Genomic DNA, 18,220 nt, shown 5'->3' with positions numbered 1-18,220 from the left:
TGCCGGTGGCTCCGCCGCGTCGGATCGTCTCTCCATTGGCCGTGCATCGTCCGTCGCCCCCCTTGCCCTGTCCGTCGTGCTCCCCAGCGCCGTGGGTGTGGTCCACGGCGCGGCCCCTAGGTCGGGACGATACACCAGTCTCGTCACTCAGGGACATAGTCCCTCTACGCTCCGTAACTACCAGCGGGAATACGGAAACCGGCTGCGCCCGGACGGCTCCGGAGAGTGTTCGAAGAGGGGAGTTCTCGGCAGTGCGCAGCGATCCGGGCGCGGGGGCTCACAGGGCCGCGCGGAGGGTCAGCCGACGGTCTGGACGACGTTGTCGAGCGGCTCCCCGGCCGCGTACCTGGTCAACTGGGCGGCCAGCAGGCGCTTGGCGCGGGGCATGAACGCGGAGGTGCTGCCGCCGACGTGCGGACTGATCAGGACGCCCGGCGCGTGCCACAGCGGGTGGCCCGGCGGCAGCGGCTCCGGGTCCGTGACGTCGAGCGCGGCCCGCAGCCGCCCCGCCTCCAGTTCCACGAGGAGGGCCTTGGTGTCGACGACGGGCCCGCGCGAGACGTTCACGAGCAGCGCGCCGTCCTTCATCCGCTCCAGGAAGGCGGCGTCGGCCATGCCGGTCGTGGCGTCGGTGAGCGGGGTCGACAGTATCACCACGTCCGCGTCCGGCAGCAGCGCCGGCAGTTCGGTGAACGCGTGCACGTCGCCGCGCGCGGTGGTGCGCGCGGAGCGCGCCACCCGCGCCACCCGCGCGCACTCGAAGGGAGCGAGCCGGTCCTCGATGGCCGCGCCGATGGACCCGTACCCGACGATCAGTACGGACTTGTCGGCCAGCGCCGGGTAGAACCCCGACCGCCACTCCTCCTTGCGCTGCCCCTCCACGAAGCCGGGGATGCCGCGCAGCGAGGCCAGGACGAGCGCGAGGGTCAGCTCCGCGGTGCTCGCCTCGTGCACCCCGCGGGCGTTGCACAGCCGTACGCCCGAGTGGAGGCCGGCCCGCAGGCCGCCCTGGACGTGATCGACGCCCGCGGACAGCGTCTGCACGGCCCGCAGGCGGCTCATCAGCGGCAGCGGCCGCATCGCTATCTCGGGTCCCTTCATGTACGGGACGACGTAGAAGGCACAGTCGGCGGGGTCGGCCGGGAAGTCCTGGAGGCCGTCCCAGACCCGGTAGGTGAGGCCGCAGGCGGCCGCGTCGGGGAGACCGCTGATCCCGGCGGGTTCCATGGGCAGCCACACGTCGGCGGCAGGCTTGCCGGTCATGTTGTTCGTCATGCTCAGGAGGCTATGCGAACCGCCCTGACCAGCAACGGTTAGTTTGGGGAGGTGCGGTCGGGGGGTGCAGACGGAGGGGTACGGGCCAACGTGGAGCGCAGGACAATCGGGGCAACGGCGCTCGAAGTGGGCGCGATCGGGCTCGGCTGCATGCCGATGAGCTGGGCCTACACCGGCTCGCAGCAGCGCGGCGAGGAATCGGTGCGAGCCCTGCACGCGGCGCTCGACCGGGGCACGAACCTGCTCGACACCGCCGACATGTACGGCCCGTTCACCAACGAACTCCTGCTGGGGCGGGTGTTGCGCCAGCGGCGGGCGGAGGCCTTCGTGTCGACGAAGGTCGGTCTGCTCGTCGGGGATCAGCACGTCGTCGCCAACGGCCGTCCGGCGTACGTGCGGCGGGCCTGCGACGCCTCGCTCCGCCGCCTCCAGACCGACGTGATCGACCTCTACCAGCTGCACCGGGCCGACCCCGAGGTCCCCATCGAGGAGACCTGGGGCGCGATGGCGGATCTCGTACGGGCGGGCAAGGTGCGGGCGTTGGGGCTGTGCGCGGTGGGCGCACGGGCCTCCCGGCGGTCCGGCACGGGCGTCGGAAGGCCGGTGCGCGGCGGGCTGCACGACGGAACGATCCGCCAACTGGACCGCGTGCAGCAGGTCTTCCCGGTGAGCGCGGTGCAGGCGGAGCTCTCGGTGTGGTCGCCCGAGGCGCTGGAGCGGCTCCTGCCGTGGTGCGAGGCGCGCGGCGTCGGTCTGCTGGCCGCGATGCCGCTGGGCAACGGCTACCTGACCGGGACGCTGACGACGGGCGGGGGTTTCGAACCGGACGACGTGCGGGCCCGGCACCCCCGCTTCACCGCGGAGATGATGGCCGCGAACCAGCCGGTGGTGGCGGGCCTTCGCCGGGTGGCCCGGCGGCACGGGCCGGAGGTGAGCCCGGCGCAGGTGGCGCTGGCGTGGGTGCTGTCGCGGGGGCGGGGGGTGATTCCGGTGCCGGGGACCAAGAGGGAGAAGTGGGTGCGGGAGAACGCGGGGGCGTCCGCGCTGGTGCTGACGGAGGGGGACTTGGAGGAGATCGCGGGGTTGCCGGGGGCGCGGGGGTCGTGGGACTGAGGGGACGGGACTTTGGGGGCGGGGGCGAGCGGGACCGGGAGTGGGCGCAGGGGCGGGGCGGGCGCAGGGGCGGGGTGGGCGCAGGCGCGGGGCCGGACGCTCCGCGGGGGCCGCCCCTTTGCCCGCCCGTTCCGCCCCCTGGGGCGGCGGCGGCCCCGCCGCCCAAGGGCGCTGCGGCGGGTGTGTTGCGTGGGGTGGTGGTGGGGTGGGGTTGTAGGAACATGGGGGATCCGCTGAGTGGAGGGAATTCATCGTGCGACATCCCCAGATGGTGGCCGGTGTCACGGCCGGAGCGCTCCTGTGCCTGGCCGCGTGTTCCGGCCAGGGCCCCGGCGGCCCCGCCGCATCCCCCGGCCCGAGCACGAGTTCCGCGTCCGGGTCCGCGTCCGGCCCCGTCACCCCCGCCCCCGCCTCCCCGTCCGGTGCCCCCGCCCAAGGCTCCGCCTCCGTGACCGGCACGCTCGCCGAGGGCCTCAAGTCCCCCTGGGGCGTCGCCGCGTTGCCCGACGGCGACCTCCTGGTCTCGTCCCGCGACGAGACCACCCTCACCCGGGTCGACGCCGAGACCGGCAAGCTCACCCCGGTGGGCAGGGTCGGCGGGGCGTCCCCGGACGGCGAGGGCGGCCTGATGGGGCTCGCGCTGTCCCCCTCGTACGCGAAGGACCAGCAGGTCTACGCGTACTTCACCACCGCGTCGGACAACCGCATCGCCCGCATGCGCTACGACGACAAGCGCCCTCCCGGCCAGCAGCTCGGCGCCCCGGACACGGTGTTCAAGGGCATCCCCAAGGGGGTGACGCACAACGGCGGTCGGATCGCGTTCGGCCCCGACAAGATGTTGTACGCGGGCACCGGCGAGACCGGCGAGCGCGGTCTCTCGCAGGACCCGAAGTCGCTCGCCGGGAAGATCCTGCGGATGACGCCCGACGGGCAGCCCGTGCACGGCAATCCGTCCGCGGATTCGGTGGTGTACTCCCTGGGCCACCGCAACGTCCAGGGCCTCGCCTGGGACGCCGACCGCCGGCTGTGGGCGGCGGAATTCGGCCAGGACACCTGGGACGAGCTGAACCTGATCGAGCCGGGCCGGAACTACGGGTGGCCGACGGTGGAGGGCAAGGGCGGCAAGGAGGGGTTCGTCGACCCGGTCGCCCAGTGGAGGACCTCCGAGGCCTCACCGAGCGGGATCGCGTTCGCCGAGGGGTCGGTGTGGGTGGCCGGGCTGCGCGGCGAACGGCTGTGGCGGGTGCCGCTGGCCGGGGCGAAGCCGGTGGCCGCACCGCAGGCCTTCCTCACGGAGAAGTACGGGCGGCTGCGCACGGTGCTGGCCGTCGGCGGCGATCAGCTCCTCCTCGTCACCAGCGAGACGGACTCGCGGGGGACGCCGGAGCCGGGCGACGACCGGGTCCTCAAGGTCACCGTCAAGTAGCCGGCACTCCCGCCCGGCCGCATGGCGCACCGAGTCGGCGGCTCCCCTCCGTGCCGGCGCCCTCGCCCGGACATTCCGCTCACGGAGTCGCCGGCTCCTCCTCCTTGAACAGGTCGAGCCGGTGGGCGAGCGCCGCCGCCTCGCCCCGCCCGGTCACCTCCAGCTTGGCCAGGATGTTGGAGACGTGGACGCTCGCGGTCTTGGGCGAGATGTACAGCTCTTCGGCGATCTGCCGGTTGCTGCGGCCCGCGGCGACCAGCCGCAGTACGTCGCGCTCGCGCGGGGTGAGCCGGAAGGCCGGGGTCCGCGTGCCGGGGGTCTCGTGGGTGAGGGCGGGGGCCTTCACTGCCCGGGTGCGCCGGGCCAGCGCCGTGACCTGCTCGGCGAGGGGCCTGGCGCCCAGGTGGCCGGCGACCGCCCCGGCGAGCCGGAGCAGCTCGGCGGCCCGGTCGCGGTCGGCGGCCCGTCCGCCCGCCACGAGGAGGGAGTGCGCCCAGCGCAGCCGGACGCGCGCCAGGTCGTACGGACGCTCCAGCGCCTCGAAGGCGGTGACCGCCTCCGACCAGTCGTCGGGGGTGTCGGTGCCTTCCGCGCGTCGGAGTTCGCCCCGTACCCACAGCTCGTGCGCGCGCCACAGGGGCACTCCGGTGGCCAGTCGCTTCGCGTGCGAGCGGATCAGGGCCAGGGCCTCGGAACGGCCGGGTTCCGCGGCGGGCACGGTTCGCGCGTCGGCCTCCGCGGTCGCCGCTTCGAGGAGGACGGGCCAGGCGAAGCGGTGGGTGCCGAGCCGGAAGCCGCCGTCGGCCGCGCGGGCGAATTCGGCGCGGACGTCGAGGATGCGGCCCTCGTGGGCGGCGAGCGCGAGGGCGATGCGGTGCAGCGGCAGCATGTGCTGGGGCATCACGTCGTACGGGCCGAAGCAGTTCGTCGCGACGGTCAGCTGCTCGGCGGCGACCGTGAAATCACCTGTGCCGAGGGCGAGTTCGGCTTGCCGGACGGCGATCAGGCCGCGCGGTCTCGCACTGGGGGTGGCACGCTCGGCAAGCCGGAGGTTCGCCGCGATGTCGCTCCAGCGGCCGAGCGCGAAGAAGGACTCCGCCTGGTTGCCGAGTACCCAGTGCTCCGCGTCGGCGAAGCCGTGCGCGCGGGCGTACGCCACTCCTTCGGTGCAGATCTCGGCGGACTCCCGGGACCGGCCGACGGACTCCAGGTGGGAGGGGAGGTTGGTGTAGCAGCGGTTGACGACGGTGATCAGGTTGAGTTCCCGGGCGCGGTCGCGCACCGCCCGCAGGTCGGCGAGACCCGCTTCGACGTCACCGGAGTCGATCATCAGGCCGCCGAGGGTGATCCGGGCGTTCAGCTCGGTGTCCTCGGCGCCGACCATCCGTGCGTACGAGACGGCCTGCTCGGCGATCGTGATGGCTTCGGGGCCCGGCTCGTACAGCATCTGCCAGCCCGCGACCTGGGCGAGGATGTCGGCGTGCACGGCGGACGGCGGCAGCCCACGCACCAGCTCCTGGGCGGTGCCGAGTTCGGCGCGCCCGTCGCCCCTGGCCAGTCCGAGCACCACCTTGGAGCGCTGGATCCAGAACCAGGCGGCGCGCAGGGCGTCCGCCTCCGTGCGCTCGGGTCCCGACTCCTCGTCCAGGAGGCGCAGGGCGCGCTTGGCGAGCTTGAGGGCGCGTTCGCGTTCGCCGCCGAGGCGGGCGGCCACGGCGGCCTCGGCCATCAGGTCGAGATAGCGCAGCGGGGTGGTGGCCGGGTCGCAGCCGCAGGGCGGGTACACCTCGGCGAAGTCGATGGGGCGCAGCTTCGCCCGCACCTCCTGCGGCACGTCGTCCCACAGCTCCAACGCCCGTTCCAGCAACCGCAGTTGCTCCACCCGGGCGTGCCGCTTGCGGGCCTCCACGGCGGCGACGAGCACGGCGGGCAGCGCCTTGGCCGGGTCGTGGGCGGCGTACCAGTAGCTCGCGAGCCGGGTGGACCGCTCCCCGCTCCGCACGAGCGAGGGGTTGGCCTCCAGTGCCTGGGCGAAGCGCCGGTTGAGCCGCGACCGCTCCCCCGGCAGCAGGTCGTCGCTGACGGCCTCCCGTACGAGGGAGTGCCGGAAGCGGTAGCTGTCACCGTCCGGGGCGGCCTGGAGGAGGTTGGCGCCGACGGCGGCGCGCAGCGCCCCGATCAGCTCGTCCTCGTCGAGCCCCGCGACGGCCAGCAGCAGCCGGTACTCGACGGTGGAGCCGCCCTCCGCGACGATCCGCACCACTTTCTGGGCGTCCTCGGGCAGCGCTTCGACCCGCACGAGGAGGAGGTCGCGCAGGGAGTCGGTGAGGCCGGTGCGGCAGCCGGCACCCATCGACACGGCCAGTTCCTCGACGAAGAAGGCGTTGCCGTCGGACCGCCCGAACACCTCGTCCACGACCGCGGGCTGGGGTACGGAGGCGAGGATGCCGGCCAGCTGGCGGTCGACCTCGTCGCGGGTGAACCGGGGCAGGTCGATGCGCCGGACGGTGCGCAGCCGGTCGAGTTCGGCGAGGAGGGGGCGCAGCGGGTGGCGGCGGTGGATGTCGTCGGCGCGGTAGGTGCCCAGGACGAGAAGACGGCCGGTGCGCAGGGTGCGGAAGAGATAGGCGAGGAGGTTGCGGGTGGAGGCGTCGGCCCAGTGCAGGTCCTCCAGGACGAGGACGACGGTCCGCTCGGCGGCCAGCCGTTCCAGCAGCCGGACGGCGAGCTCGAAGAGGCGGGCGGTGGCGTCCTCGGCGGGGGCGGCGGCGCGTGGCGTGTGCGCGGCGTACGTGGGACCTTCGTACAACTCGGGCAGCAGCCGGGCCAGTTCGTCCTCCTGTCCGGCAGCGGCGGCGGCCAGCTCATCGGGCAGGAGCCGGTGCAGGGCGCGCAGGGCGGCGGAGAAGGGGGCGAAGGGAAGGCCCTCGGCACCGATCTCCACGCAGGCGCCGAGGGCGACGACCGGGGCGGGAGCAGGTGTGGGGGCGGCGGCGGTGGCGCCTTCTTCGGTGTGGCCGTGGTCGCGCTCGGGGTGCTGGTCGCCGTGCAGTTGGTCGAGAAACTCCTCCACGAGCCGCGTCTTGCCGACTCCCGCCTCCCCGCCGAGCAGCAACGCCTGTGGCTCGCCCGCGGTGGCGCGGGCGAGCGCATCGGTGAGTGTGCTCAGTTCGCCGGTACGGCCGACGAACACGGGACTGACAGACCTGGTCTCCACGACGCCGAGCATCGCACAGGGCTTCGACGCGGGATCACCCATTGTCCGCATGGCGGGCACGGGTGCGGCCCGTCAAGCCGCGCGGGTGAAGTGACTTCGGAACGAACTCCCCTGCTGCGTACGGCTCTTGTGGTTCTTGTTCTCCTTCCGCAGGGCCTGCCGGGCGAGCCGGGCGCGGGCGGCCTGCTCGATGAGTTCGGCGCTGCGGTTCTGGTGGATCTCGTACTCGAACATCCGGGTCTCCTGGGCGTTGCGTCGCTCCTGCACGACAAGACGGTTGCGCCTTGCGATACCTCGACTCTCGCTTCCCAGGGGGTGCCGGCACATCGGGAAGGTGCCGGGGGTGCACGGGGGGTGCGGGGCTTAGGAGCAGGGGTGAGGTGGGGGCTTAGGGGCGGGGCGGGGCCTTAGAACCGCGCCGCCGCCGCTAAGGCCCCGCCCGGCCGCCCTACCCTGTGCCGCCGGAGGCACCGGCGTTCGGCGAGTACCCTGCTGGGCCAGCCGCCGACGAGGGCGACCAGGCCGAGGCCGCCGGAGACGACCCCGGCAACGCCCGCAGCGGTCCCGGCGGATCCCGGCCGGGCGGCCTGCTCCCCGGGCCCGGCCCCCGCCGGTTCCTCTCCGGTCCCCGCCGGTACCTCCCCGGTGGGCGTCTCCTTCGCGCCGTCCGTGCCGTCGGGCTCGTCCGTGGCCGCGGCGTCCGCGGGGGTGTGCGCCGCCGCCGTGGCAGCCCTGGCCCCGGTGCCGGGCGGCGTCTCGTTCTCGTTCTTGTTGTCGTTCGCGGGCGCGGTCTCAGTACGGGTGGTGGCCTTCATGCGCCGCACGCCAGGCGGCGCGTCTGAGTAACCTCTTAACGAGCCGCTTCGTCCGCCCGGTGCGCCCGCCACTCGGGCGCGAGCACGGACCAGATCTCCTCGTCGCGGCGGGCTCCCCGGTAGAGGTACGCCTCCCGCAGCACCCCGTCCTTGCGCATGCCGAGCCGCTTGGCGACGTTGATGCTCGCGGTGTTCCCGGCGTCGGCGATCCACTCGACGCGGTGGATGCCCCGTACGTCCACCGCCCAGTCGATCAGCACCCGGCACGCCTGGGTGACCAGTCCGCGTCCGGCGGCGGTCGGTTCCAGCCAGCAGCCGAGTTCGCAGGTGCCCGCGGTCGCGTCGAAGAGCCGGAACATGACGCCGCCGACGAGCGTCCCGTCGAGCCGGATGCCGAAGATCCGGCCCGCGTCGGCGGCGGCCTTGTCCGCGTACCGCTGGAGGAAGGCGCGCGCGGCCGGGAGGTCCTTGTTGACGTCCGGCAGGCCGACGTACTGCCCGATGTACTCGCGGCCCCGGTCGACGTGGGCCAGGAACTCCTCCGCCTGCCACGGTTCCAGCGGCCCCAGTACCGCCGAGCCGTCGCCGCCGTTCAGGTCTGTGCCGAACATCCCGCTCCCCATGCCGGTGGTGCCCACTCAGGTCACGGGATCTTCGCACAGCCGTCCGACGGGCCGCGTCTCACCCCGAGATGCTGGTCCGCCCGTTCTCGATGTGCCCCATCAAGCGCCGCCGGAAGCCCGGTTCGGCGTCGACGGTGACCGCCAGGTCGTACCAGCCGTGCGCGTCGGCCGCCGAGTGGACGACGCGTCGGCTGCGCCCCGGGCGCACCGTGACGCGGCGGGGGTGCCGTACGTCGAGGTCCTCCTCGTCGGCGTACGCGAGCGGCTGCACGGTGAAGGTGACCGGCCGCCGCCCCCGGTTGGTGAGCGTCAGGTGCAGGTCCCGGTCGCGGGCCTCGATGCGGCTGGTCAGCTCCGCGGTCCCGGCCGCGGCGCCCGCGAACTCGCGCCGGAAGCCGTTGGGCCCGGTGACGGTGAAGCGGTACGCCTCCCCGGCCAGCGGCACGGTCCACTTCTCCTCCTCCCGTACGTCCAGGTGCTGCGGCACGGCGAACTCGCCCGCGTACGGGTAGAGCGCGAAGTGCGCGCTGGCGCGCCCGGAGTTGCGTACGGACAGCCGCACCGCCTTCCCCTCGGACAGCCTCCCGTCCACGTCCGGCTGGTACGGCAGGGCCCGCGCACGCCGCCTGCCGGGCTCCTGCACGGGCATCTGCTGGACGGCGGGCGGCACCGGACGCCACCGCCCGCTGAACGGCGGGATCTCACCCGGCCGGTCCACGGCGGGCTGCCGGTGGGCGCGGTGGAAGTCGAAGGCGGAGGTGAGGTCGCCGGTGACCTGGCGGCGCCAGGGGGTGATGTTGGGTTCGCGGATGCCGGTCCAGCGCTCCAGGAAGCGGATCACCGAGGTGTGGTCGAAGGTCTCGGAGCAGACGTAGCCGCCGACCGTCCACGGGGAGACGACCAGCATCGGGACACGGATACCGAGCCCGGTGGGCAGGCCCTTCCAGCGCTCGTCGGTGTTGTCGGCGGGCGGTACGGGCGGCGGCACGTGGTCGAAGAACCCGTCGTTCTCGTCGTAGTTGATGAGCACGGCGGTGTGCCGCCACACCTCGGGGTGCGAGGCGAGCGCGTCGAGGACCTGGTAGACGAGGGAGGCGCTGGCGATCGGCGAGGACGAGCCGGGGTGCTCGGAGTCGACGGCCGAGGGCACCAGGTAGGACACGTCGGGGAGCTTGCCGGCGGCGACGTCGGCGCGGAAGTTCCTGGCCAGGCTGCCGGTCTCGCCGCGTCGCAGCCCCCGCTCGAAGAGCTGCCGTTCCTGGGCGGTGAGCGTGGCGACGCCCTCCTCCAACAGGGCCAGCAGCCGCGCCCTTTCGGCGGCGTCCTGGGTCCCGCGCACCTTCGCGTAGAAGCCCTCCATGAAGGTGAACCCGCCGGTTTTCGCGAGGGCCTTGCGCGCGACGTTCTTGAACGAGGTGAAGAACTCGGCGTTGTTGTCGGTGAAGTTCTCCCACTCCTGGTACGTCTGCCAGCTGCGGCCCGCCTTCTGGAGCCGCTCCGCGTACGTCGGCCAGGGGTAGCCGGGGTGGGTGCCCTCGGAGTACGCGGCGTTGGTGACCGCGCGGCTGCCGTCGGCCTCGTACCCCGTCCAGCCGCTCCACAGGTGGTTGCGGTTGGGGCTGGTGGAGGTGTGGATGGAGGAGTGGTAGGCGTCGCAGATGGTGAAGGTGTCGGCGAGCTCGTAGTGCAGGGGAAGATCGCGGCGGTCGTAGTACGCCATGGTGGCGCCGGTCTTGGCGGTCACCCAGCCGTTCATCCAGCCCTGGTTCCAGGCCTTCGCGCCGCCGCCCCAGGAGTGGTCGAGGTCGCCGATGTACTGGAGGTCCTTCTTCTGCGCGTCCGCCGCGTCGCGCACCGGGAAGGGCAGAACGGTGGTCAGCGGGCCCGGCTGCTCGTACACCGGCTTGCCGCCCGGCAGTTCGATCGCGTTGCGGTCGCCGAAGCCGCGCACGCCGCGCAGGGTCCCGAAGTAGTGGTCGAAGGAACGGTTCTCCTGCATGAGCACGACCACATGCCTGATCGCCCGCAACCCGCCCTCCGGAGGGCGCCCCGCCGCGATCGCCGCTTGCAGGGACGGCGGCAGCAGCGAGCCCGCCGCAGCGGTTCCGAGCGCCCCGCCGCCGATCGCGAAGAGCCGGCGCCGAGTGAGGTCAGTGGCCAAGGGAACCTCCCGAGTCAGTGGTGATGCCGGGAAACTACTGAGCCCCGGTGACGGGGAGAAGTCCCATGACAGGACCGGCGGTGAACGTCCGGGCGGCCACCGGGAAGCGGAAGTGGCCCGCGGGCAGCCCCGGGTGTCCCCCGGCTAGAACTTCACCCTGGCCAGCACCGGTACGTGGTCGCTCCCGGTCGTCGCCGACGTCTCGAAGCGGACGATCTCCCCGCCCCGCACCATCACATGGTCGAGCCGCACCACCGGGAAACTCCGCGGCCAGCTGAAGCCGAATCCCCGCCCGTTGTCGTCGAACCGGGACGCCACCGGATGGAGTCCCCGGTCCTCCGCCGACCCGTTCAGATCGCCGAGCAGGATCACCCGGTCCACGGTCTCCGCAGCCAGCGCCTCCCCCAGCCGCCGGGCGGCCTCGTTGCGCCACCCGGTCTTCAGGCCCTGCGGCCAGGCCGCCCGTACCGACGGCAGGTGCACGACGTACACCGCCACGAACCCCCGCGGTGTCAGCGCCGTGGCCCGCAGGGCGCGCTGCCACGGCTCGGTGATGCCCTCCGGCTTGATGTCCACCGGGCGTACGTCACTGAGCGGGTACCGCGACCAGAGGCCGACCGTGCCCCGCACCGCGTGGTGCGGGTACGCCGCGGCCAGCTCGCGGTCGATCTTCGCCGCCGCCCCGGCCGTGACCTCCTCCAGGGCGATCAGCCCGGGCCCGGACGCCGCCAGCGCCCGCACCGCGCCGACGGGGTCGGGGTTGTCGTCGGCGATGTTGTGCTGGACGACGCCGAAGGAGTGCTGCGGATCGGCGCCGAACGCGAAGGCGGCGCCGCCGATCATCCCGCCCCACGCACCGACGGGCACCAGCAGAGCCAGCACCGCGAACGCCGACCTCCGCCGCCAGGCGCACACCAGCACCGGCAGGACGAGCAGCCCGAGCCAGGGCAGCAAGGTCTCCAGGAGACTGCCGAGACCACGGGCGTCGGGAACGAGGGGGTGGAGCACGGGCAGGAGTCCGAGCGCCACCGCGCACAGCGCGACGATTCGCCCCCGCTGCCAGGCGCCGCGCCCCCGCCCGTCCTCGCCCCAGTGACGGCCGTCGGGCCAGGTACGCATCCGGGTCGGCGCGGGCGTGCAGTCCTCCTCGCGGTACCGGATGCCGGCCGGCTCCCGCCCTCGGCCGTACGGAGGGCCGGGATCGCCGGGGCCGCGGCTGTCGTTGCGGTCACGGCTGCCGCCCGGGAGGCGGGCGGCACGGCTCCTGTACGGCCCTTCGGCGTCGTACGGTGCCCAGGCGTCGTGCGCGCTCCGTTCGCCGTCCGGGCCGCTCCCGTCCGTGTTCCGGCGCTCGTCCTGGTCGTACCTGCGCGTTCCGGCCACCGTTCCCCCGTCGCTCCGTGCACCGTTCCGGGTGAGGACGCCGCGCGCGGGGCCCGTGGTTCATCGGCCCGCACCGGCCCCGCGTACGCCGAGGGGCCCCGGACGCGGAATTCCGACCGGGGCCCCTCGACTCGTACAACGGAACGTCAGTCCTCGACGCCCAGCCTCTCCAGGCTGTACCCGATCATTCGCTCACGGCCAGCCGTTCGAGAATCAGCTCGCGCACGCGCGCCGCGTCCGCCTGGCCCCGGGTGGTCTTCATGACCGCGCCGACCAGCGCGCCCGCGGCCGCGACCTTGCCGCCGCGGATCTTGTCGGCGATGGCCGCGTTGGCCGCGATGGCCTCGTCGACCGCCGCGCCGAGCGCGCCGTCGTCCGAGACGACCTTCAGGCCGCGCTTCTCGACGACCTCGTCGGGACCGCCCTCACCTGCGAGGACGCCCTCAATGACCTGGCGGGCCAGCTTGTCGTTCAGATCGCCGGCGGCGACCAGGGCGGCGACCCGGGCCACCTGCGCCGGGGTGATCGGCAGTTCGTCGAGTGCCCGGCCGGTCTCGTTGGCGTTGCGCGCCAGTTCGCCCATCCACCACTTGCGTGCGGACGCCGAGTCGGCGCCCGCCTCGATGGTGGCGACGATCGGGTCGACCGCGCCCGCGTTGAGGATCGACTGCATGTCGTGCTCGTTGACCCCCCACTCCTCGCGGAGACGGTTGCGGCGCACCCGCGGCATCTCGGGGAGCCCCGCCCGCAGTTCCTCGACCCAGGAACGGGCCGGGGCGACCGGAACCAGGTCCGGCTCGGGGAAGTAGCGGTAGTCCTCGGCGTTGTCCTTGATGCGACCGGACGTCGTCGAGCCGTCTTCCTCGTGGAAGTGCCGGGTCTCCTGGATGATCGTGCCGCCGCCGTTGAGCACCGCGGCGTGCCGCTGGATCTCGAACCGGGCGGCGCGCTCCACCGAGCGCAGCGAGTTGACGTTCTTCGTCTCGCTGCGGGTGCCGAACTCCTCGCGCCCGTGCGGGCGCAGCGAGAGGTTGACGTCGCAGCGCATCTGGCCCTTGTCCATCCGGGCCTCGGAGACGCCGAGCGCCTTGATGACCTCGCGCAGCTCGGCCACGTACGCCTTGGCGACCTCGGGGGCCCGCTCGCCCGCGCCCTCGATCGGCTTGGTGACGATCTCGATGAGCGGGATGCCCGCGCGGTTGTAGTCCAGCAGCGAGTGCGAGGCGCCGTGGATGCGGCCCGTCGCGCCACCGACGTGCGTGGACTTGCCGGTGTCCTCCTCCATGTGGGCGCGCTCGATCTCCACGCGGAAGATCTCGCCGTCCTCCAGCTGCACGTCGAGGTAGCCGTTGAAGGCGATGGGCTCGTCGTACTGGGAGGTCTGGAAGTTCTTCGGCATGTCCGGATAGAAGTAGTTCTTCCGGGCGAAGCGGCACCACTCGGCGATCTCGCAGTTCAGCGCGAGACCGATCTTGATGGCCGACTCCACGCCGATCTCGTTGACGACCGGCAGCGCGCCGGGCAGTCCGAGACAGGTGGGGCAGGTCTGGGTGTTGGCGTCCTGGCCGAGCTCGGTGGAGCAGCCGCAGAACATCTTGGTCTTTGTGCCGAGCTCGACATGGACCTCCAGGCCCATGACGGGGTCGTAGGTCGCGAGGGCGTCCTCGTACGACACCAGTTCAGTGACGGTCACGGTGAAACTTTCCCTCTCAGCCCAGCAGGACGTCGTCGTCGCCGAGCTTCTTCAGCTCGCGGTAGAGCAGAGCGAGGCCGGTGACGATGGCGGCGGCGGAGACAACGGCGTCGACGAGACGGAGCGTGTCATTGTCCTTGCGGGCCATCCGGGCCTGCTTGGCGACACTGATCGCGCCGAAGGCGGTGGAGCCGATCGACAGGTACGTAGCAGCCTTGGAATTCTTGAATCCCTTGGCCTTGATGGGCATGGGGCTCATAGCGACGGTGCCTCCTCAAGCAGCGGGTGCCCCCACTTTTCCACGAAGGCGGCCTCGACAGCAGCGCCGACCTTGTAAAGACGGTCGTCCTTCAGGGCGGGGGCGATGATCTGGAGCCCGACCGGCATGTTGTCCTCCGGCGCGAGGCCGCAGGGCAGCGACATGGCGGCGTTGCCCGCCATGTTCGTCGGGATGGTGCACAGGTCGGCGAGGTACATCGCCATCGGGTCGTCGGCGCGCTCGCCGATCGGGAAGGCGGTGGTGGGCGTCGTCGGCGAGACGATGACGTCGACCTGCTCGAAGGCCTTCTCGAAGTCCTGCGTGATGAGCGTACGGACCTTCTGGGCGCTGCCGTAGTACGCGTCGTAGTAGCCGCTCGACAGGGCGTACGTGCCGAGGATGATGCGGCGCTTGACCTCGTCGCCGAACCCGGCCTCGCGGGTGAGGGCGGTGACGTCCTCGGCGGAGCGGGTGCCGTCGTCGCCGACGCGCAGGCCGTAGCGCATGGCGTCGAAGCGGGCCAGGTTGGAGGAGCACTCGGACGGGGCGATCAGGTAGTACGCGGAGAGCGCCAGGTCGAAGGACGGGCAGTCCAGCTCGACGATCTCGGCGCCGAGCTTCGTCAGCAGCTCGACGGACTCGTCGAAGCGCTGCAGGACGCCGGCCTGGTAGTGCTCGCCGCGGAACTGCTTGACGACGCCGACGCGCATGCCCTCGACGCTGCCGTTGCGGGCGGCCTCGACGACCGGCGGGACCGGGGCGTCGATGGAGGTCGAGTCGAGCGGGTCGTGCCCGGCGATGACCTCGTGGAGCAGCGCCGCGTCCAGGACCGTACGGGCGCAGGGTCCGCCCTGGTCGAGGGAGGAGGAGAAGGCGACCATGCCGTAGCGGGAGACCGCCCCGTAGGTCGGCTTGACGCCGACGGTGGCGGTGACGGCGGCGGGCTGGCGGATGGAGCCGCCGGTGTCCGTGCCGATGGCCAGGGGGGCCTCGTAGGAGGCGAGGGCGGCGGAGGAGCCGCCGCCGGAGCCGCCGGGGATCTTGGTGAGGTCCCACGGGTTGCCGGTCGGGCCGTACGCGCTGTTCTCGGTGGAGGACCCCATGGCGAACTCGTCCATGTTGGTCTTGCCGAGGATGACGATGTCGGCGGCCTTGAGGCGCTTGGTCAGCGTCGCGTCGTACGGCGGGATCCAGCCTTCGAGGATCTTGGAGCCGACGGTGGTCGGGATGCCCTCGGTGGTGAAGATGTCCTTGAGCGCGAGCGGGACGCCGGCCAGCGGGCCCAGCTTCTCGCCGGCCTCCCGCTTGGCGTCGACGGCGCGGGCCTGCGCGAGCGCACCCTCGCGGTCGACGTGCAGGAAGGCGTGCACCTTCTCGTCGACGGCGTCGATCCGGGCCAGGTGGGCCTCGGTGACCTCGACGGCCGTGAGCTCGCCCGAGGCGATCTTCCCGGCGGTCGCGGCCGCGGTGAGCTTGATGATGTCGGTCGTCATGCTGATTAGTCCTCCCCCAGGATCTGCGGCACCTTGAAACGCTGCTGCTCCTGGGCCGGGGCGCCGGAGAGCGCCTGCTCGGGGGTGAGCGACGGGCGTACCTCGTCCGCGCGCATGACGTTGGTCAGCGGCAGCGGGTGGGAGGTCGGCGGTACGTCTTGGTCGGCGACCTCGGAGACGCGGGCGACCGCGCCGATGATGTCGTCGAGCTGACCGGCGAAGTGCTCAAGCTCTTCGGGCTTCAGCTCCAGACGCGCCAGCCGTGCGAGGTGTGCGACCTCCTCGCGCGTGATGCCAGGCATGCAGCGATCCTCAGGGGTTGGTGTGCGTGTGGTGGGCGGCCCAATCCTATGGGTCGCGGCCCCCTGCCCGCGAAACAGTTCCGCCGGGGCCGTCCGCCGCACCTGTGCCCCCTATTCCTGCTCCACCCGCACCGCATCCGCGGCGGCCGCGGCGGCCAGCTCCGCCGGGCGCTGCCACCCCCGCGACCCGCGCGCCAGCAGCCACGCCGTCGCCTCCTCCGGGGGCATCGCCGCGGCCACCAGCCAGCCCTGCACCGCATCGCACCGCAGGTCCCGCAGCCGCTCCCACGTCTCGTCGTCCTCGACGCCCTCCGCGACGACCAGCAGCCCCAGCGAGTGCGCCAGGTCGATCGTGCAGCGCACGATCTCCGCGTCCTCCGTGTCCACGGCGAGCCGTGCCACGAACGACCGGTCGATCTTCAGCTCGCTCACCGGCAGCCGCCGCAGGTGCACCAGCGACGAGTAGCCCGTGCCGAAGTCGTCGAGCGACATCTTCACGCCGTGCCCGGTCAGCGCGGCGAGAGTGTCCGCGGCCCGCTGCGGGTCCTCCAGCAGCACGTGCTCGGTGATCTCCAGCTGGAGGGACCCGGCGGGCACCCCGTGCCGCGCCAGCCGTCCGGCGACCGCCCCCGCGAAGCCCGGCGTGTGCACGTCGCGCGGGGAGACGTTCACCGCGACCGGCACGTTGAGCCCCTGTGCCCGCCACCTGGCGACCTGGGCGAGCGCCGTCTCCAGTACGTACTCCGTGAGGTGCGGCATCAGCCCCGACGACTCGGCGATCGCGATGAACTCGTCGGGAGGGACCCGCCCCCGCTCCGGATGCACCCACCGCACCAGCGCCTCCAGGCCGGCGACCTGCCCGTCGAAGCGCACCTTGGGCTGGTAGTGCAGCTCCACGTCCCCCGCGTCCAGCGCCCGCCGCAGGTCGCCCAGCAGGCCCAGCCGGTCGGGGGTGTTGGAGTCCCGCTTGGACTCGTAGACCTCGACGCCGCTGCGGTCCCGCTTCGCCTGGTACATCGCCACGTCCGCCCGCCGCAGCAGCCCCTCCGCGTCCAGCGCGTGATCGGGGAAGACGGCGACTCCCGCGCTCGCCTCCAGCACCAGCGTCAGCCCGTCGAGGTCGAGGGGCGACCCCAGTTCCGCGACCAGGTGCCGGGCAATGCGCTGCGCACTCGTCGCGGACTCGGTCCGGGGCAGCAGTACGGCGAACTCGTCACCGCCGAGCCGGGCCGCCTCCGCACCCCGGGGCAGCGCCCTGCGCAGCCGGTCGGCTATCTGCAGCAGCAGCCGGTCACCGGCGAGGTGCCCGAGGGTGTCGTTCACGGAACGGAACCGGTCCATGTCGATGAGGACCAGCGCGGAGCGCGTCCCGACCGCCTCGGCCTCCTCCAGCGCGGGGCGGGCGCGCTCCAGCAGCCACTGCCGGTTGGGCAGTCCGGTCAGCGGGTCCCGCAACTGTTCCTCGGCCCGCGCCCGCGCTATCCACAGCGTGGAGTCGAGGGCGATGAGGGGTACCGCGAACAGTGGCAGCAGCACCGGCAGGGAGAGCGCGACGACGCACATCAGCGGGGCGATGCCGAGCAGGGCGCCGCACGCAAGTCCCAGCCTCACGAGAGCCGTTCGGGTGGCGGACGGCATCCGGCCGGGCTGCGGGACCGCCACCGCCCACAGCAGCAGCCGGGTGACCACGAGGTACACGGTCGCCGTCAGCACCACCTGCGGCACCACACCCCAGTCCCAGCCGACCGGCTGCCAGGGCTGCTCCACCGTCGGGACCTCGCCGAGGACGCCCAGGGTGAGGGCGGCCGCCGCGATGCCGAGAATGTCGGCGGCGCCGTGCAGCACGCCCTGCCGCCAGCGGCGTCTGCGCGCACTGCCCACCAGCACGACAACGGCCAGGCTGACCAGCCCGGCCGGAACCCATCCGTACAGCAGCAGGACGGCGAGGGTGAGTGCCGCCCCCGATCCCGTGCCGCCCCACCACCTGTCCCTGCCGAGCGCGACGAGGTAGCCGACGATGGCCGCGGTGAGCAGGGCGAGCGACCAGCCGGTGGTGCCGCCGGGGAACAGGGCGCGGTGCTGGCCGAGGGTCTGGACGACACCGGCGGCGAGGACGAGGGCGGCTGCTCCCGCGAGGGCGGCGGGCAGCAGGGGGCCCCAGCGGGCGCCCCGGACCTCCCCGTGTCTCACGGCCGACGGCAACGCGCCCTGCGCCGGCCGCGGGCCGTACCCGGGGCGCACGCCTTGGGGGGCGGGCGGGCCGTACGCGGGGTGGCCACTGTGCGAGGTGTGAGCACCTGCCGCGAGGTGAGCACCGTGCGGGGTGTGCGGGCCCTGGGGAGTGTGCGCGCCGAGCGGTGCGGGATCGCTGAAGGGGCTGTGCGGGCCGTGCGCCGTCCGAGCCACCTGAGGGGCCTGCGGGTCGTACGTGGTCTGCGTGTGCTGAGGGACGGGCGGGTT

14 protein-coding genes are annotated in these 18,220 nt (G+C 73.0%); 2 read left to right on the top strand and 12 right to left on the bottom strand.

Annotation, left to right across the window (positions count from 1 at the left end):
* Positions 1-297 precede the first annotated feature (297 nt).
* On the bottom strand, positions 298-1,275 hold the full coding sequence (locus tag HNQ79_RS23480) for a 2-hydroxyacid dehydrogenase (RefSeq protein ID WP_373312603.1): 978 nt from the start codon (positions 1,273-1,275) through the stop codon (positions 298-300).
* A 90-nt stretch (positions 1,276-1,365) separates the two neighbouring features.
* Between HNQ79_RS23480 and HNQ79_RS23475 the strand changes: the two genes are divergently transcribed.
* Positions 1,366-2,388 (top strand): aldo/keto reductase, encoded by a 1,023-nt coding sequence (locus HNQ79_RS23475; protein WP_185034268.1) that lies wholly within the window; start codon positions 1,366-1,368, stop codon positions 2,386-2,388.
* Between the two features lie 268 nt (positions 2,389-2,656).
* Positions 2,657-3,814 (top strand): PQQ-dependent sugar dehydrogenase, encoded by a 1,158-nt coding sequence (locus HNQ79_RS23470; RefSeq protein WP_185034573.1) that lies wholly within the window; start codon positions 2,657-2,659, stop codon positions 3,812-3,814.
* 79 nt (positions 3,815-3,893) lie between these two features.
* Here the strand turns inward: HNQ79_RS23470 and HNQ79_RS23465 are convergent, their stop codons facing one another.
* The 11 genes from HNQ79_RS23465 to HNQ79_RS23415 form a co-directional block, all read right to left on the bottom strand.
* On the bottom strand, positions 3,894-7,043 hold the full coding sequence (locus tag HNQ79_RS23465; RefSeq protein WP_185034572.1) for a helix-turn-helix transcriptional regulator: 3,150 nt from the start codon (positions 7,041-7,043) through the stop codon (positions 3,894-3,896).
* Between the two features lie 60 nt (positions 7,044-7,103).
* Entirely contained in the window at positions 7,104-7,298 is a 195-nt protein-coding gene (locus tag HNQ79_RS23460; RefSeq protein ID WP_185034266.1) for a hypothetical protein, read from the bottom strand.
* A gap of 140 nt (positions 7,299-7,438) precedes the next feature.
* Complete coding sequence (locus tag HNQ79_RS23455; RefSeq protein ID WP_185034264.1) at positions 7,439-7,846, bottom strand: hypothetical protein; 408 nt, start codon at positions 7,844-7,846, stop codon at positions 7,439-7,441.
* 35 nt (positions 7,847-7,881) lie between these two features.
* Positions 7,882-8,457 carry a GNAT family N-acetyltransferase gene (locus tag HNQ79_RS23450; protein ID WP_185034263.1) on the bottom strand — a complete coding sequence of 192 codons (576 nt, stop codon included), beginning with the start codon at positions 8,455-8,457 and terminating at the stop codon, positions 7,882-7,884.
* A 70-nt stretch (positions 8,458-8,527) separates the two neighbouring features.
* On the bottom strand, positions 8,528-10,630 hold the full coding sequence (locus HNQ79_RS23445; protein WP_185034260.1) for a phosphocholine-specific phospholipase C: 2,103 nt from the start codon (positions 10,628-10,630) through the stop codon (positions 8,528-8,530).
* Between the two features lie 144 nt (positions 10,631-10,774).
* On the bottom strand, positions 10,775-12,013 hold the full coding sequence (locus HNQ79_RS23440) for an endonuclease/exonuclease/phosphatase family protein (RefSeq protein ID WP_308437358.1): 1,239 nt from the start codon (positions 12,011-12,013) through the stop codon (positions 10,775-10,777).
* A gap of 184 nt (positions 12,014-12,197) precedes the next feature.
* Positions 12,198-13,706: an Asp-tRNA(Asn)/Glu-tRNA(Gln) amidotransferase subunit GatB gene (gene gatB, locus HNQ79_RS23435; RefSeq protein WP_185034258.1), complete on the bottom strand. Its 1,509-nt coding sequence runs from the start codon at positions 13,704-13,706 to the stop codon at positions 12,198-12,200.
* A gap of 16 nt (positions 13,707-13,722) precedes the next feature.
* Entirely contained in the window at positions 13,723-13,965 is a 243-nt protein-coding gene (locus HNQ79_RS23430) for a hypothetical protein (protein ID WP_185034256.1), read from the bottom strand.
* Positions 13,962-15,458, bottom strand: coding sequence for an Asp-tRNA(Asn)/Glu-tRNA(Gln) amidotransferase subunit GatA (gene gatA, locus HNQ79_RS23425; protein WP_185034254.1), 1,497 nt, complete (start codon positions 15,456-15,458; stop codon positions 13,962-13,964). Before gatA ends, HNQ79_RS23430 begins: the two co-directional genes overlap by 4 nt.
* Positions 15,459-15,463: 5 nt before the next feature.
* A complete protein-coding gene (gene gatC / locus HNQ79_RS23420) occupies positions 15,464-15,760 on the bottom strand; it encodes an Asp-tRNA(Asn)/Glu-tRNA(Gln) amidotransferase subunit GatC (RefSeq protein ID WP_007384860.1) in 297 nt (98 codons plus the stop codon).
* Between the two features lie 111 nt (positions 15,761-15,871).
* A complete protein-coding gene (locus HNQ79_RS23415; protein WP_229923644.1) occupies positions 15,872-17,950 on the bottom strand; it encodes a putative bifunctional diguanylate cyclase/phosphodiesterase in 2,079 nt (692 codons plus the stop codon).
* Between the last annotated feature and the right edge of the window lie 270 nt (positions 17,951-18,220).

Source organism: Streptomyces candidus (assembly GCF_014207445.1).
GTDB classification, from domain to species: domain Bacteria; phylum Actinomycetota; class Actinomycetes; order Streptomycetales; family Streptomycetaceae; genus Streptomyces; species Streptomyces candidus.
This window is presented reverse-complemented; position numbering and strand designations above follow the sequence as displayed.

Excerpts from the sequence above, each read along its gene's own strand:
- gatA (WP_185034254.1), bottom strand. The coding sequence starts at position 15,458 with ATGACGACCGACATCATCAAGCTCACCGCGGCCGCGACCGCCGGGAAG.
- HNQ79_RS23455 (WP_185034264.1), bottom strand. The coding sequence starts at position 7,846 with ATGAAGGCCACCACCCGTACTGAGACCGCGCCCGCGAACGACAACAAG.
- HNQ79_RS23480 (WP_373312603.1), bottom strand. The coding sequence starts at position 1,275 with ATGACGAACAACATGACCGGCAAGCCTGCCGCCGACGTGTGGCTGCCC.
- HNQ79_RS23430 (WP_185034256.1), bottom strand. The coding sequence starts at position 13,965 with ATGAGCCCCATGCCCATCAAGGCCAAGGGATTCAAGAATTCCAAGGCT.
- HNQ79_RS23465 (WP_185034572.1), bottom strand. The coding sequence starts at position 7,043 with ATGCTCGGCGTCGTGGAGACCAGGTCTGTCAGTCCCGTGTTCGTCGGC.
- HNQ79_RS23470 (WP_185034573.1), top strand. The coding sequence starts at position 2,657 with ATGGTGGCCGGTGTCACGGCCGGAGCGCTCCTGTGCCTGGCCGCGTGT.
- HNQ79_RS23450 (WP_185034263.1), bottom strand. The coding sequence starts at position 8,457 with ATGTTCGGCACAGACCTGAACGGCGGCGACGGCTCGGCGGTACTGGGG.
- gatC (WP_007384860.1), bottom strand. The coding sequence starts at position 15,760 with ATGCCTGGCATCACGCGCGAGGAGGTCGCACACCTCGCACGGCTGGCG.